We start from the raw sequence: 16,422 nt of genomic DNA, 5'->3' as shown, positions 1-16,422 counted from the left end.
TTTTTTCAGCATATGGCTTTGCCTTGGAGAAAAACAATAGCAGGGCTTTATCCTTGTTATGGCTGATTTTCGCGAGTAGAGGCTAATGCATGTCGCCCGAAAGCGTGCAGCGGTTTCGGGAGAACGGCATGCGCCAAAAGGTGCAAACCGCAAACGACCGACGGACTGAAGATGACGACTGCCAGTGAAACGCCACGCAAACTGACGATATTGGGCTCGACGGGTTCGATCGGTACGAACACGCTGGATGTCGTGCGTCAGCTGGGTGGCCGTGGCCAATTCGAGATCATGGCGCTCACCGGCGCCGGCAACATCGCGCTTCTGGCGGAACAGGCGCGCGAATTCGACGCTGAGCTTGCGGTGACAGCCGAGGATGACAAATACGAGGCGCTGAAATCCGCCCTTGCCGGCACCGGCATCAAGGTTGCCGCGGGCAAATCCGGCCTCGAGGAAGCGGCCTCGATGGAAGCAGGCTGGGTGATGGCGGCGATTGCCGGAACACCCGGTCTCGCACCCACATTGACGGCCGCGCGGCGCGGCGCGGATATAGCGCTTGCCAACAAGGAATGCCTCGTTTCGGCGGGCGATGTTTTCCTGCGCACGGTCAAACAGGGCGGCGGCAGGCTGATCCCGGTCGACAGCGAACATAGCGCAATCTTCCAGTGCCTGACGGGCGATCACAAGCAGGCCGTGGAGCGCATCGTACTCACCGCATCCGGCGGCCCGTTCCGCACCTGGTCGCGTGAGCAGATGGCCAATGTCACGGCGGATATCGCACGCGCCCACCCCAACTGGTCCATGGGGCTGAAGGTCTCCATCGGCAGCGCCTCGATGTTCAACAAGGGGCTGGAAATGATCGAGGCGAAATATCTCTTCGATCTCAGGCCCGATCAGGTCGAGGTGATCGTCCACCCGCAGTCGATCATCCATTCGATGGTGGGTTACACCGACGGCTCCTATATCGCCCAGCTCGGCTCCCCCGATATGCGCACCGCCATTTCCTATGCTCTCACCTACCCTCAACGCGGCAATCTGAATGTCGAGCGGCTGGATTTCGCGAAACTGGCGCGGCTGGATTTCGAAGCGCCGGATGAAGCCCGGTTTCCGGCGATCCGCCTGGCACGCACTGCGCTGGTGCGCGGCGGCCTGCAGGGTGCGGCCCTGAATGCGGCCGAAGAGACCGCTTTTCACGCCTTCGTCGAGGGCGGCATCGGATTTCTCGATATGGCCGATATCGTCGAAACGGTCATGGACCGCATGCATGACGGCCGATCCGCGGCCACGATTGAAGATGTGTTCGCGGCGGATGAGGAAGCCCGAAACCATGCGCTGGAATTGATCGCCACCAAAGAAAAGGCCGCGTAAACGCGGCCCGGTCTTATCTTATCTAAATTCCGGCTTCACGCCACCGCCCGCGCCAGCGCACAATGCGACCAAAGCTGGTGCAGCGCGCCGACCAGATGTTCGATATCGGCATCGCTATGCAGCGGCGTCGGTGTGATGCGCAGGCGCTCGGTCTTGCGCGGCACGGTCGGATAATTGATCGGCTGCACATAAACGCCGTGACTATCGAGCAGAATATCCGAAATCCATTTGCACTTGGCGGCATCGCCCACCATGACCGGCACGATGTGGCTTGGATTGTCCATGTGCGGAATGCCGCGCGCATCGAGAAGACCGCGCAGCTTGCGCACCCGGTCCTGATGGCGCGCGCGCTCGAAGGGGCTTGCCTTAAGATGCTGGATCGAAGCAATCGCGCCAGCGGCAAGCGACGGCGGCAGGGCCGTCGTGAAGATGAAACCGGAGGCGAAAGAACGGATGAAGTCGCAGACCGCCGTGGAGCCGGTAATATAACCGCCCATCACGCCGAAGGCCTTGCCAAGCGTTCCCTCGATGATCGTCAGGCGATCCATGAGACCTTCGCGCTCGGCAATGCCGCCGCCGCGCGGCCCATACATGCCGACAGCGTGAACCTCGTCGAGATAGGTCATGGCGCCATATCGATCGGCGAGATCGCAGATTTCCTTGATCGGCGCGATATCGCCATCCATCGAATAGACAGATTCGAAGGCGATCAGCTTCGGCGCGTTCGGATCAGCGGCTTTAAGCTTCGCCTCGAGATCTTCGAGATCATTGTGCTTCCAGATCACCCGTTCACAACGGCCGTAACGGATACCCTCGATCATCGAAGCATGGTTGAGCGCATCCGAGAAAATGATCAGGCCCGGAATTTTCTGGCCGAGCGTTCCGAGGGTTGCCCAGTTGGAGACATAACCCGAGGTGAAGATCAGCGCCGATTCCTTGCCGTGCAGATCGGCAAGTTCCTGTTCGAGAAGGACGTGGTAATGGTTGGTGCCAGAAATATTCCGGGTGCCTCCCGCACCCGCGCCACAGTGATCGATGGCGGCCTTCATGGCTTCGATGACTTTCGGGTTCTGGCCCATGCCGAGATAGTCGTTCGAACACCAGACGGTGACGTCCTTGCGCTCGCCATTGGCGTTGTACCGTGTCGCACGGGGAAAATTGCCCTGCTGGCGCTCGATATCCGCAAAAACGCGATAGCGTCCCTCAGAATGCAGGCTTTGCAGTTCCGCCGTGAAAAATGCCTCGAAGTCCATGCCATGCTCCAGAATTGACCAGATCGTTTTCTGCCCCGACACCGGGGCCGTCAACCCTTGCGGGTCACTTTAACCGCGTCTGCGTCAATTCGCCGTTGTTTTGAACCATTCCAATAAACCGTTTATAGATGCCGATGAAAAGTACAAAATTGATTCACATCAAAAAACCACGAAATTTGGAACCTTTTTCGCAACGCGCCGTTGTTTGGGACGCAATCGATTTACGCTCGGGAGGAATGCCTGAACTGGAGGCTTCCCTAAACGACATCGAATTGTTAGTTATCTGTGGCGGTCGGAGGTAGCAGTCGCCGCAGATAAATATGGGACGCCTACCGAGCCGAAGAGCTCATTGTAACGTTGGAGAGAGTTTCATGAAAAAGGCAATCATATTTGCGCTCGTCGGCCTGTCGCTCGCAAGCTGCACGCAGACGGAAAAGGGCGCTTCGATCGGCGCCGTTTCCGGCGCTGTTATTGGTGGCGCCATCACGGGTAACGTTCGCGGCGCAGCAGTTGGCGCAGCAATCGGCGGCGTAGGTGGCGCGTTGATCGGCAATGCTTCCGAGCCGGGCTATTGCTATTATCGCGACCAGTACGGTCAGCGTTACACGGCGCGTTGCCGTTAATCGCACCGCGAAATACCGTTGCACAGAAGCCCCGGTCACCCGGGGCTTTTTGCGTTTAGGGCGGCAAAACACCAGTCGAAGGGTCCTCAAGTCCGTTTATTTATGATTAAATTGCAATGTTAACGGACAGGAAACGGGTTAGGGCGACAATAAATGCTCAACCATAAAGCAGCTTATGCGAAGAACACGAACTAACCCGAAGACAGGTATTGCGTATCGGAAGGCTGGCACCGCGCTTGCGGTCGCTGTCACGTTCGCCCTGTATCCGGCGTTTACCCGTGACGCCTTTGCCTTCAAACTGTTCGGTATGCGCCTCTGGGGTTCGGAAGAACCGGAGGTTGAGGTTATCAACCCGGTCAAATATGCCGTCACGCTCAATGCCCCCGAAGCCGATAAATCGCTGAAGGGCAGCCTCGAAAACAGCTCCCTTCTTCTGGCCGACAAGGACAAACCCGCCTCGGGTGACCTTGGCCTTCTGATAAAGGCGAGAGACGACAGGGATAGGCTGATCGCGGCACTTTATGAAAACGCCCGTTACGGCGGCATCGTCAATGTCACCGTCGCTGGCAAGGATGTGGACGCTCTGCCGCCCAATCCGGTATTCGATCACAGCGCACCCGTGCCTGTGGTCATAACGGTGACACCAGGTCCGAAATTCACGCTCGGCAGCGTCCGCCTCGAAGGTGATGTGACGGGCCGCAACCTTGAAGAATACGGCCTCATCACCGGCGGCGATGCCGGGTCTCTAGCAATCATCCGCGCCGGCAACAAGCTCATCGATGATCTGAAAGCCGAAGGTCGCCCGCTTGCCAGGCTGACGAAACGCGAGGCGGTCGCAAACCACGCGACGAACACGGTCGACATTACCATGGCAGCCGAAGGCGGGCCTGTTGCTCCCCTCGGAGAGGTAACCGTCACCGGTGAAAAAACCGTCGATGGGGACTTCATCCGTCGTTATTCGCGCCTCAATGGCGGCGAGCCCTATTCGCCGGAAAAGCTGCGCAAGGCCGCAGACCGGCTGCGCCAGCTCGGAGTCTTTTCCAGCCTGACGATCAAGGAAGCAGGAACACTTTCGCGCGACGGCTCCATTCCGCTCACCATCGAGGTGTCGGAGGGCAAGCACCGCTATTTCGGCGTCGGCGCCCAATATTCCACCACCGAAGGCATTGGCCTCCAGGGTTATTGGGGCCACAGGAACCTTTTCGGGCAGGCGGAATCGCTGCGCATCGAAGGTTCGGTTTCGCGCATCGCCGAAGCATCCAGCGTCGAAGGCATGGATTATTCGGCGGGCATCACCTTCACCAAGCCCGGCATGTTCAATCCGCGCACCACCTTCAAGACAAGCCTGATCGCCAAGACCGAACATCCCGATACCTATGAGGCGAAGACGCTGACGGGAACGGCCGGTTTCAGCTATGAGCTGAACGATACCGACACCGCCGCCGCCGGTCTCGAGGTGCAATGGGCCGATACCGAAGACGCATTCGGCAAGAATGAATATCTGACCACCTCCATACCGCTGGAATTTGTACGCGATACCCGCGACGACAAGCTCAACCCCACCGAAGGCTTCCGTGCCTCTCTGGCCGCCAAGCCAAGCTATGAGGCGCTGAACGGCACGTTTTTCTCCTCTTTCGAGGGCTCCATCACGGGCTACAAGGGGCTTGGCGCCGAGGACCGGCTGATCATGGCCGGAAAACTCTCAGGCGGCGTGCTGGTTGGCGGCAGCGACCTGCAGGACATACCGACGACCCGGCGCTTCTATGCCGGCGGCGGCGGATCGGTGCGCGGCTACAGCTATCAGGAAATATCGCCCTATAATGCAGCGGGTGATGCAACCGGCGGCCGCTCTTATGTGGTAGGTTCCGTTGAGGCCCGCATCAAGGTCACCGATACGATCGGCATCGTGCCTTTCATCGATGCCGGCGTGGTTTCGGATGAAGTGACCCCGGATTTTTCCGATATCCGGGCTGGCGCCGGTATCGGTCTGCGTTACGCGACGCCCTTCGGGCCTCTGCGTCTCGATGTCGCCATGCCGCTTGATAAATATGATGGTGGCAACAATTTCGGCATTTATGCCGGCATCGGCCAGTCATTTTAAACGCCGCTGTCGAACACCCTTGTAACAGAGTGTAGATTACCTTTGATGAGAACGTTGATTCGATTGCTGAAATGGCTGGGCTACGTCGCTTTGTGCGGCGTTGTGCTGGCGTTGCTTGTGGTTCTGTTCGTCGGTTTTACACCGATGGGTGCCAGAATTGCCGCAAAACAGATTTCATCGCTCGTATCCACGCCCGATCAGACGATTGAAATATCCCCACCCAGCGGTCTTTTGACTGGCCGCCTGCGGCTCGACAACGTCACCCTCTCGGACCGGCAGGGAGCCTATGCCCGCGTAAACCAGATTGCCGTCGACTGGTCGCCGCTCTCGCTGCTTGCCGGCACCTTCCATGCTGACCGTGTGTCGGCCGGATCGATCGATGTCGAGCGTAAGCCGCTTCCCGCACAGGAAACAGCGACGAAAAGCGCCGGCAATTCCTCGCTGCCAATCGAAATCGCCATCGATAATTTCAGCTTTCCCGATATCGGCCTCGGGCAGTCGCTCCTCGGCCGCCCCTTCGACCTGACGGCCGAAGGCAATCTGAAGGCGGCGCAGGACGATATGCGGCTGTCGCTCACGGCCAACCGGCTGAATGCTCCCAATGCCTCCGTCAATGCGGATGTCGCATTTCTTCCGAATGAAAATGTGCTGAAGCTGAAAGCGGAGATGAAAGAGCCGGAGGGCGGGCTTCTCGCCACGCTGCTTTCGCTTCCCGGTACGCCAGCCGTGGCTATCGACGTGAACGGCGAAGGGCCGCTTTCCGACTGGACCGGCACCTTGCGCGGCAATGTCGCAGGCAACCAGATCCTCAATGTCACGGGTCGCCATCTTCTTGCCGACGACGGCACACGCCGCATCGAGATTGCCGGCGGCGGCCAGCCGGATCTGCTTCTGCCCCCTGCCTTCCGCCAGCTTTTTGCCGGCGAGACGAAACTCGATGCGAACGCTACCCTATCGCCGCAGAACCGCATCGAAATCGGCAGCAGCACGCTGGAAACCGGCACCCTGCTGCTGACGGCCTCCGGCATCGTCGATCCAAACGGTCAGAACGATCTTAGTGCGAACCTGATCGGCACAGCGGGTCCGGTCGATTTTCGCTGGCCGCTTAACAATGGCGAGGTTCAGGCCCTTATCAACGGTCTTGATCTTTCGCTGAAAGGCAACGCCGATGCCGCACATCTCAAGACCACGGCGTCATTGCGCAGCCTTTCTTTGCCGCAAGGCAAGCTTGACGATATCAAGCTGACGGCGGAAAGCACCGATCTCAATATTGCCAACCAGAGCGGCACTATCCAGACCGTCCTTTCCGTCGCGCAATCGTCTTTCGTCAGCCCGGATATCGACCGGCTGGTGCGCGCACCCGTCACCGTCAAGGCGCCGCTCCGCCTCACTTCTTCCGCCATTGGCTTTGATGGCGCGACGCTGGAAAGTGCCAGCGTGGGTGGAACGCTGAACGGCAGTTTCGACCTCGCCAATAATCGCCTGACATCCAGCGTGCAGCTCTTCGCTTTGCCCGCCACCCTGCCGCCGGCGCTTGCCGAAAAATTCGATACCACCATTGCTCTCCAGGGCAATATCGACCTGATCATTGGCGGGCGCACCAGCGTTCAGAACCTCGTGGTCAAATCAGGAACGATCGAAGCGGCCGGCGATGTCAGCCTCGAAAACGACGCGTTGAGTGCCAATCTGACAGGTAAATTTCCGGCGCTCGAAAAGCTGACGCCGCAGGCCAAAGGCGTTGCCGATTTTGCAATCGAAGCCAGCGGCGCGCTTGCCGCACCCGATTTCAATGTCACCTTGAGTTCCGAAAGTGCGATCCTTGCCGGACGAAAACTCGAAGCACTGAAGGTCAACGCCTCAGGCAAGGCCGATCCCAAAGCTCCACAGGCGAAACTGACGGCCAGCGGCAGCCTCGACCAGCAGAAAATTGACGCCAACGCCAATGTCGTGCAGACCGAAAACGGCACGGCGATCCCGGAATTTCACGTCGCGGTGGGCCGTAACATCTTGGACGGGCAGCTGCAATTCTCGCAGCAATTCCTCCCCTCCGGCAATCTTTCCTTCAACTTCCCCGATCTAGCCCTGCTGGCCGCACTGGCCGCGCAACAGGCGGAAGGCGATGTTGCCGGCGATATAGCGCTGAGCAATGCCAATGGCCGGATTGCCGCAACGATAAAGGCCAATGGCAACAGCATCCGTCAGGGTACGACGACGATCTCCAAACTCGCCGCCGATATCTCCATAGACGACCTGCAGGCGCTTGCTATCAATGGCAAGGTCAGTGCCGATAGCGTTAATGCCGGCGCCGCCTCGATTTCCGGCCTGAACGCCACCATCGGCCATTCCGGCACCACGACACAATTCGACGTCAACGGCCGTTACGACAATGCACCGCTGGTGGTGAAGGGCAGCGCCGATACCGGCGGAACGCCGATGACGGTGAGGCTCGACGCCTTTTCCGCCGCTCCCAAGGGCATCGCCGTGCGGCTTGAAAAACCAAGCACCATTGCCATCCAGAATGGCACGGCGCGCATCTCCGATCTGACCATCATAACCGGCGATGGACGCATTGAGGTCAACGGCACCGCCGGATCGGCGCTCGACATCAATGCCGATATCCGTTCGCTTCCCGCCAGTCTTGCAAACGCCTTTGCTGCCGGGCTGGATGCGGCAGGCAGCATATCCGGCACCGTCAGCGCCAAGGGGGCGGCATCCGACCCGTCGGTTGATTATAATCTGAACTGGGCGAATGCCGAGGTCTCGCAGACCCGCGCCGCCGGGCTTGCAGCGCTTGGCATCAAGGCGAACGGCCGTTTCGCCGGCGGCACGCTGCAGATCGACACCAACGTGACCGGCCAGGGCGGCATGGCGCTCTCGGGCGGCGGTTCTCTCGGCATCGCCGGCAATCGCCCGCTTTCGATGGCCTTTACCGGCAGGTTACCCTTCTCCGCCGTTGCGGCGCAGACCGCCGCCCAGGGTCTCGATGTGGACGGCACGGCTGCCATCGACGTGAAAATTTCCGGCAGCGCCTCCGCACCCGTCGTGACCGGCAGCATCACCACCGATGGCACACGCCTGACCGACGTACGCCGGAACCTGACGATCAACGGACTGGGTGCAACCATCACCTTCGATCGTGACCGCGCCGTCATTTCCCGGTTGACGGGCAAGCTGGCAGGCGGCGGCACAATCTCGGGAACCGGCAGCGTCGGCATAGCCGGCGGCTCGGGCTTCCCCGCGGATATTTCGATCACACTGGATCGCGCCGGTTATAATGACGGCACGCTGGTGACCACTGTGGTAAGTGGCACGCTGACATTAAAAGGCCCGCTGCTGAATTCGCCCATTCTCGGCGGCAATCTGACGCTAGACAGAAGCGCCATCACCATTCCCGAAAAGCTTCCGGCCTCGCTGACGGAGATCGACGTCAAGCACAAGAATGCCCCACCGAAAGTACGCGCGCAGGCAAAAGCACTGGGTGGCGATCAGGGCGGCAGCGGCAGTTCCTCCACCATCAATCTCGATCTGCAGGTGAACGCCCCAAGCGGCATCTTCGTACGCGGACGCGGCATCGACGCCGAGTTGACGGGCAATCTGACGATCCGCGGCACGGCGGCTGTTCCCGTCATCTCCGGCGGCTTTGAAATGCGTCGCGGCAGGCTGGAAATCCTCACCCGTCGTCTTGATTTCACCACCGGCAACATCAGCTTCGGTGGCGGCCTCATCCCGGTTCTCGATATGAAGGCGGACTCGACGGTCGGTTCAACCACCGTCACGGTCGCGGTTTCCGGCAACGCCAACGACCCGACATTCGCCTTCTCCTCAGCCCCTGCCCTGCCGCAGGATGAAGTCATGGCCCAGCTGATCTTCGGTCAGTCCATGTCGAAACTATCCGCCTTGCAGATCGCCCGACTGGCAGATGCCGCCGCCCAGCTGGCCGGCGGTCGCTCAACCTCGCTGTTCGACAAGCTCAGAAGCAATCTCGGCGTCGATGATCTGGATATTTCCACCGATTCAGAGGGCCAGGCCCGCGTTTCTGCCGGCAAATATCTCAATGAGAGAACCTATCTCGAACTGCAGCAGAGCGGTGAATCCGGTGCCAAAGCCATCATCAACCTCGATGTCGGGCGCGGTGTGAAACTGCGCGGTGAGGCGGGCGGCGATGGCGAAGGTGCAGCCGGCATATTTTACGAGAAAGAATACTAAGCACTCCAGTAAAAATGCGTAACGGGTTTACGTCCGGACAATGCGTAAATCAGAAAAGAGAGTGTTTTCGCGATTCGAAGGAAACGAAAACACTCCAGAGCCGTCCGCATTTAGGTTTGCGAAACCATCTCATGATACGAATCCTCCATTGAAGACGGAAATATTGTTTCCGGCTGTTCAGGCACCAGGCAGAACGCCAAACCCGCATATGCAAGTGTCGGTGCACTTGCGCCGGCCTCCACAGCGAGCATTGGGAAGAATTCTGATGGCAATGATAAACTCTACCAATTTTGGCGGTGAGACGCTGGAAATCATCGCGTTCCGTCTGCATGATCAGGAATTCTGCGTGAAGACGACGACTATCCGCGAAATTCGCGGCTGGGCGCCTTCCACGCCCATTCCCCACGCGCCGAAAGACGTTATCGGCGTCATGAATCTGCGCGGCTCGGTCATTCCGATCATCGATCTGGCCCACAAGCTCGGCATGAAGAGCACCGTTGCAAACGAGAGAAGCGCCATCGTCGTGGCAGAAGTGCACAACATGGTCATCGGCATGCTCGTCGACCGCGTGTCCGACATTCTGACAATCCCGGCAAATCAGGTCCAGCCGGTTCCGGAAATCTCGGCATCTTTCGACAAGTCCTATTCGGAAGGCATCATTGCCAACGAACATGGAATGATCTGCTTCCTGAACCTCGCAAAGATGTTCAAGGGTACCGAAGCAGAAGATCTCGCGGCCTAAGCCGAGAAGACAGGTCCGACGACGTTCGCACCTGCTTTTATCCCCGTCAAACCATACCGCCGGTGCTTATGCCCGGCGGTTTTGCTTTTCCTGCTGCGCGACTTCTCTAAATAAGAACATTTTAATATTATAGATATCTAATATTAAAGCCGAAGATCAGTACCTCACCGCAACGATACCTGACCAAGGCAGAAAAGTCGCAAGTGCCTGAATTGCTGCTTTCGGCAGCAAAACCTGTCCGATGTTCAAAGTAATACGGCGTGAACCGCATATACTGTGAGGTTCGCCGCACCATGGACCGAAATTTGGGGGACGTCCAATGCTGGGGTTAGGGAAAAGCGCAGATAACCGAAACATCCTCGATGCGATATCCAGATCGCAGGCGGTTATAGAATTCGATCTCAAAGGCAATATTCTCACGGCAAACAGCAATTTCTGCATGGCGCTCGGTTATGAACTCACCGAGATCGTCGGCAAACATCATCGCATCTTCTGCGACCGGGATCTCGCATCATCGCGCGCCTATCAGGAATTCTGGGAATCCCTTGCCCGGGGCGAGTTTCAGGCCAAGGAATACCGCCGCATCCGCAAGGACGGCTCGGTCATCTGGATCGAAGCCTCCTACAACCCGATCCTCCGTTCGGGCAAGCCCTATAAGGTCGTCAAGATCGCGACCGACATCACCGCCAAGAAGATCAAGGCTGTGGAAGATGCCGGCAAGCTGGAGGCGCTTTCGCGCTCCCAGGCGACAATCGAATTCTTCCCCGACGGCACGATCATTACCGCCAATCCGAATTTCTGCGCCACGGTGAATTACGACCTCAGGGAAATTGAGGGCAAACACCACCGCATGTTCTGCGATCCCGCTTACGCGGCGTCGCCGGCCTACGCCAATTTCTGGCAGCGGCTGGCATCGGGAGAATTCATCTCGGACGAATTCGTTCGCTACGGAAAAAACGGCAAGGAAATATGGATTCAGGCCGCTTATAATCCGGTGCTGGATGAGGCTGGCAAGGTGGTGAAGGTCGTAAAATTCGCAACCGACGTCACCCCGCGCATGAGCGCAATCACCGTTCTTGCCGAAGCCTTGCAGGCGCTTGCCGAAGGCGATCTGGTCCAGCGCCTCGACAATAGTTTCGTGCCAAGCATGGAGAAGTTGCGGCACGACTTCAACGACGTGGTCGGCAAGCTTCAGACCACCATGCAGACGATCGCCCACAATGCCTCGACAATCGCATCCGGCTCGGGCGAGATACGCATAGCTGCGGATCAGCTCTCGCAACGCACCGAACAGCAGGCCGCCTCGCTGGAGGAAACCGCTGCCGCGCTGGAGGAGATCACCACCACGGTTACCGATGCCAGCCAGCGCGCCGGCGAAGCCGGGAAGCTGGTGCTGCGCACGAAAGATCACGCCGAACATTCCGGCGAAATCGTTCAGCAGGCAATTTCCGCCATGGACGCGATTTCGCGCTCCTCCGGCGAAATCACCAACATTATCGGCGTCATAGATGATATTGCCTTCCAGACCAATCTTCTTGCCCTGAATGCCGGCGTCGAGGCCGCCCGCGCCGGTGAGGCGGGCAAGGGTTTTGCCGTCGTGGCGCAGGAGGTCCGGGAACTCGCGCAACGATCCGCCGTTGCCGCCAAGGAAATCAAGTCCCTCATCAACACCTCGCGCGAACAGGTCGCCAATGGTGTCGATCTGGTCGGCAGAACCGGCGGCGCCCTGCGGGATATTCAGTCCCAGATGGGTGAAATCGATGCCAACGTCTCGGCCATCGTCGAGGCATCGCGCGAGCAGGCGAACGGGCTGAGAGAGATCAACCAGGCCGTCAACGTCATGGATCAGGCGACCCAGAAAAATGCCGCCATGGTGGAGGAAACCACCGCTGCCAGCCATGGTCTCGCCAATGAAGCTGAAACGCTGCACGAATTGCTGCGCCAGTTCAGAATATCGCGTGACGTGCCCCTTTCCTCCACCCAGCCGAATGACAGGAGGCCAGCCGCCGTCACCAGACTGGCAGCGCCGCAACAGCGATATGCCGCGGTGAGATCGCATGGAAACGTGGTGGCAGAATGGGCGGAGTTTTAGCCGCGCAGACTAGGTCGAAAGACCACGGGCAGATATAGGCCCCCGGCGCTATAAAATAATACGATCTGCACGGGTGAAGATTTCAAAATCCTCACCCCGCACCAGCGCAACAAGCGTGATGCCTGCTCTCTCGGCAGTTTCGATGGCAAGTGCGGTGGGAGCCGAAATTGCCGCCAAAACGGAACTGCCGAGGATCGCCGTCTTCTGGACCATCTCCACCGACAGGCGGCTGGTAACGACGACAATGCCCGCCCCCGCGCAGATGCCGGCATTGACAACCGCACCGGCAAGCTTGTCGAGCGCGTTATGGCGGCCGACATCCTCACGCGCGGCAAGCAGGCCCTTTCCAGGATCATAAAAACCCGCACCGTGAACGGCCCTCGTCTCGCGGTTGAGGCTTTGCGCATCGTTGAGCGCTTTCATCGCGGCAACAATCCCATGGCCGTCGATGGACATTCTCGCACCGCTCAGATCCGGCACAACCCGCACGGCCTGCTCGATGGATTCAATCCCGCACAGGCCGCAGCCGACCGGGCCTGCCATGTGCCGCCGCCTCGCGCGCAGCGCCTCTGCTTCAGCGTCCCGCAGATCCACCTGAAGATCATAACCTTGCCCCGCCTCGACCACCTCGACTGAGAGGATTTCAGAACGCATCGATATGATGCCTTCCGTGAGACTGAAGCCGACGGCGAAATCGACAAGATCGGCGGGGCTAGCCATCATCACAGCATGGGTGCTGCCACCGTAAGAAAAGGCAACGGGCACTTCTTCCGGCACGGCCCTCTCACCTGCGGTTACGGCTCCCTGTTGCAAAGCGGTTCTCACAACCCTTCGGTAACTTGCCTCTGCCGACACCGCATTACTCCTCCAGCCCGGAAATGCGCCTCACTTTGCCCAATCGGCGGAAGCGGCATCTCGTCTCAGCACCACATCTAGCCCATGCCCCTGAAAATCGGAATCTATTTCGGGCAATAACGGGCATTCGACCAAGAGCGACCCTTACGAGAACGAATCTCTTTCACCCAGATCACAGACGCCGGCTGAAAACAAAAAAGCGACCGAAGCGGCCGCTTTTCTGGTTTGAAATTGTGTGGGCAGTCATTCTTTCGAACCCGCCCGGTGCTTTCAAGCAGCGACGAGAACCTCATGCAGGTTCGTCAGTTCGTAGAGATGCTTTTCAAGCTTGGTCAGATGCTCGTGGTGATGATTACCCTCCTGGATTTCGGCCTTGGCCGCATCGATACGCTTCTGCAGCGTGTCGGGGGACATATCATCGGCCGAAACGGCGGATTCTGCCAGAAGCGTGCAACCCGTCGGGAGAATATCGGCAAAACCGCCGAAAACGACGTATTTATGCGTTTCTCCGGAGGCGAACTTCACCGTCACCAGGCCCGGCTTGATCGTCGTCATGGTCGGGGCATGATTTGCCAGCACCGTCATTTCACCCAGCGTAGCCGGGATGACGACTTCCGTAACCGTTTCGGAAACGAGCAGACGTTCCGGGGAAACGAGATCGAATTTGAAACTGTCAGCCATGGCTATTCACTTCTTTTCAATTACGCGGGCGTCACGGACTTGTCTTCTACAATGCTGGCAAAGCCATTCCGGTTTCGCCGCCATTGCCGGCAAGGCGCGCGGTTGATCCACGCGCCTGCCAATTCATGATCAGGCAGCTTCGCCAGCCAGCTTCTTTGCCTTTTCGATGGCTTCTTCCATTGAACCGACCATGTAGAAAGCGGCTTCCGGCAGGCTGTCATATTCGCCGTTGACCAGGCCCTTAAAGCCCTTGATCGTGTCTTCGAGCGCAACGAGCTTGCCCGGCGAACCGGTGAAGACTTCAGCGACGAAGAACGGCTGCGACAGGAAGCGCTCGATCTTACGGGCGCGGGCAACCGTCAGCTTGTCTTCTTCCGACAGTTCGTCCATGCCGAGGATGGCGATGATGTCCTGGAGAGACTTGTAGCGCTGCAGGGTCGACTGAACCTTACGGGCAACCTCGTAGTGCTCTTCGCCAACGATCATCGGGTCGAGCATACGCGAGGTGGAGTCGAGCGGGTCAACAGCCGGGTAAATACCCTTTTCAGCGATCGAACGCGACAGAACCGTTGTTGCGTCAAGATGCGCGAACGAGGTTGCAGGAGCCGGGTCGGTCAAGTCGTCGGCGGGAACGTAAATAGCCTGAACCGAGGTGATCGAACCCTTGTTCGTGGTGGTGATGCGTTCCTGCATCTGGCCCATGTCGGTTGCCAGCGTCGGCTGATAACCCACGGCCGAAGGAATACGGCCGAGCAGAGCCGACACTTCCGAACCAGCCTGCGTGAAGCGGAAGATGTTGTCCACGAAGAACAGAACGTCCTGGCCTTCATCACGGAAGTTTTCAGCGATCGTCAGACCGGTCAGAGCAACGCGAGCGCGGGCGCCCGGCGGTTCGTTCATCTGGCCGTAAACGAGCGCAGCCTTGGAGCCTTCGCCGCCGCCGAGCTTGTTGACGTTCGATTCGATCATTTCGTGGTAAAGGTCGTTACCTTCGCGGGTACGTTCACCCACGCCGGCGAATACCGAATAACCACCATGCGCCTTGGCGACGTTGTTGATCAGTTCCATGATGAGAACCGTCTTGCCAACGCCGGCGCCGCCGAACAGGCCGATCTTGCCGCCCTTGGCGTAAGGAGCCAGAAGGTCGACGACCTTGATGCCGGTGACGAGGATCTGTGCTTCGGTCGACTGCTCGACGTAAGACGGTGCATCCTGGTGGATGGCGCGCTTCTTGGCCGTGGTGATCGGACCAGCTTCGTCAACCGGCTCGCCGATGACGTTCATGATGCGGCCGAGCGTTTCCGGACCGACCGGAACTTCGATCGGTGCACCGGTGTTGGCGACGGCCTGACCGCGGACGAGACCTTCGGTCGAGTCCATGGCGATCGTGCGAACGACGTTTTCACCGAGGTGCTGCGCGACTTCCAGAACGAGGCGGTTGCCATTGTTCTCGGTTTCGAGCGCGTTCAGGATCGGAGGCAGTTCGCCTTCGAACGCCACGTCGACAACAGCGCCGATAACCTGGGTAACCTTGCCCGCGCCGTTCACCGCTGCGGTTTTCTTGGGGGTAGCTGCCTTAGCCATTATCCTTACCCTCTTTCCTTACCTCAGAGCGCTTCCGCGCCCGAAATGATTTCAATGAGTTCCTTGGTGATCTGAGCCTGACGCTGACGGTTGTAGGAAAGCGTCAGCTTGTTGATCATCTCACCGGCATTGCGCGTTGCATTGTCCATCGCGCTCATCTTGGCGCCCATTTCACCGGCAACGTTTTCGAGCAGAGCCCGGAAAACCTGAACCGAAATGTTGCGCGGAATAAGGTCTTCCAGAATAGAAGCCGCATCCGGCTCATATTCGTAGACGGCGTTCTGCGTTGCCGCATCCTCTTCCACAACAGGCGTTGCGGCCGGAATGAGCTGCAGGCCGGTCGGGATCTGGCTGATAACGGACTTGAATTCCGAATAGATCAGCGTGCAGACATCGAATTCGCCAGCGTTGAACAGCGAGATCACCTTCTTGGCGATCTGGTCGGCATTTTCAAAACCGACCTTCTTCACGTCGCGCAGTTCGATGCGCTCGATGATGTTGGCTGCAAATTCGCGGCGAAGGCTGTCATACCCCTTCTTGCCGACCGTGATGATCTTGACCGTCTTGCCTTCAGAAATCAGCTTGCGGGCGTGATCGCGGGCAAAACGGGCGATTTGCGAGTTGAAACCACCGCAAAGACCACGTTCAGCCGTGCAGACGACGAGCAGATGCACGTCGTCCTTGCCGGTGCCGGTCATCAGCGCCGGAGCAACGTCCGCCTCAACCGCCGTGGCGATGTTGGCAAGAACGGCGCTCATGCGCTGAGAATAAGGCCGGGCGGCCTCCGCAGCTTCCTGGGCGCGCCGAAGCTTCGCCGCGGCGACCATTTTCATCGCCTTGGTAATCTTCTGCGTCGCCTTCACGGAGGCAATGCGGTTTTTCAGATCCTTTAGTGAAGGCATCCGTTATCCGTCCGAGTA

11 protein-coding genes are annotated in these 16,422 nt (G+C 58.8%); 6 read left to right on the top strand and 5 right to left on the bottom strand.

Annotated features, from left to right (window positions below; translation table 11 throughout):
* Nucleotides 1-171 precede the first annotated feature (171 nt).
* On the top strand, nucleotides 172-1,365 hold the full coding sequence (gene dxr / locus AC1ROR_RS19535; RefSeq protein WP_498590410.1) for a 1-deoxy-D-xylulose-5-phosphate reductoisomerase: 1,194 nt from the start codon (nucleotides 172-174) through the stop codon (nucleotides 1,363-1,365).
* A gap of 35 nt (nucleotides 1,366-1,400) precedes the next feature.
* Here the strand turns inward: dxr and hemA are convergent, their stop codons facing one another.
* Nucleotides 1,401-2,618 carry a 5-aminolevulinate synthase gene (gene hemA / locus AC1ROR_RS19530; RefSeq protein WP_035221608.1) on the bottom strand — a complete coding sequence of 406 codons (1,218 nt, stop codon included), beginning with the start codon at nucleotides 2,616-2,618 and terminating at the stop codon, nucleotides 1,401-1,403.
* Between the two features lie 371 nt (nucleotides 2,619-2,989).
* Here hemA and AC1ROR_RS19525 point away from each other — a divergent pair, with 371 nt between their 5' ends.
* The 5 genes from AC1ROR_RS19525 to AC1ROR_RS19505 all read left to right on the top strand — a co-directional run bounded on the left by AC1ROR_RS19525 (nucleotide 2,990) and on the right by AC1ROR_RS19505 (nucleotide 12,382).
* Nucleotides 2,990-3,241, top strand: a complete 252-nt coding sequence (locus AC1ROR_RS19525) for a YMGG-like glycine zipper-containing protein (protein WP_003504940.1) — start codon at nucleotides 2,990-2,992, stop codon at nucleotides 3,239-3,241.
* Nucleotides 3,242-3,416: 175 nt separating this feature from the next.
* Nucleotides 3,417-5,342, top strand: coding sequence for an autotransporter assembly complex protein TamA (locus AC1ROR_RS19520; RefSeq protein WP_051796088.1), 1,926 nt, complete (start codon nucleotides 3,417-3,419; stop codon nucleotides 5,340-5,342).
* Nucleotides 5,343-5,387: 45 nt separating this feature from the next.
* Nucleotides 5,388-9,548: a translocation/assembly module TamB domain-containing protein gene (locus AC1ROR_RS19515; RefSeq protein WP_498590409.1), complete on the top strand. Its 4,161-nt coding sequence runs from the start codon at nucleotides 5,388-5,390 to the stop codon at nucleotides 9,546-9,548.
* A gap of 265 nt (nucleotides 9,549-9,813) precedes the next feature.
* A complete protein-coding gene (locus AC1ROR_RS19510; RefSeq protein WP_003504949.1) occupies nucleotides 9,814-10,290 on the top strand; it encodes a chemotaxis protein CheW in 477 nt (158 codons plus the stop codon).
* 319 nt (nucleotides 10,291-10,609) lie between these two features.
* The gene (locus AC1ROR_RS19505) at nucleotides 10,610-12,382 is read left to right on the top strand and encodes a methyl-accepting chemotaxis protein (RefSeq protein WP_498590408.1); all 1,773 of its coding nucleotides are present in this window, start codon (nucleotides 10,610-10,612) and stop codon (nucleotides 12,380-12,382) included.
* Between the two features lie 48 nt (nucleotides 12,383-12,430).
* Here AC1ROR_RS19505 and fdhD read toward each other — a convergent pair whose 3' ends face one another.
* The 4 genes from fdhD to AC1ROR_RS19485 all read right to left on the bottom strand — a co-directional run bounded on the left by fdhD (nucleotide 12,431) and on the right by AC1ROR_RS19485 (nucleotide 16,404).
* A complete protein-coding gene (gene fdhD, locus AC1ROR_RS19500) occupies nucleotides 12,431-13,195 on the bottom strand; it encodes a formate dehydrogenase accessory sulfurtransferase FdhD (protein ID WP_498590407.1) in 765 nt (254 codons plus the stop codon).
* 312 nt (nucleotides 13,196-13,507) lie between these two features.
* Complete coding sequence (locus tag AC1ROR_RS19495) at nucleotides 13,508-13,918, bottom strand: F0F1 ATP synthase subunit epsilon (protein WP_006310765.1); 411 nt, start codon at nucleotides 13,916-13,918, stop codon at nucleotides 13,508-13,510.
* A gap of 129 nt (nucleotides 13,919-14,047) precedes the next feature.
* Nucleotides 14,048-15,502, bottom strand: coding sequence for a F0F1 ATP synthase subunit beta (gene atpD / locus AC1ROR_RS19490; RefSeq protein WP_035221615.1), 1,455 nt, complete (start codon nucleotides 15,500-15,502; stop codon nucleotides 14,048-14,050).
* Between the two features lie 23 nt (nucleotides 15,503-15,525).
* Nucleotides 15,526-16,404 (bottom strand): F0F1 ATP synthase subunit gamma, encoded by an 879-nt coding sequence (locus tag AC1ROR_RS19485; protein WP_142174253.1) that lies wholly within the window; start codon nucleotides 16,402-16,404, stop codon nucleotides 15,526-15,528.
* Nucleotides 16,405-16,422 lie beyond the last annotated feature (18 nt).

The organism is Agrobacterium sp. GW821-FHT14E08 (assembly GCF_058803865.1).
Note: the sequence above shows the minus strand (reverse complement) of the source record. Positions and strands in the feature narration are given on the sequence as shown.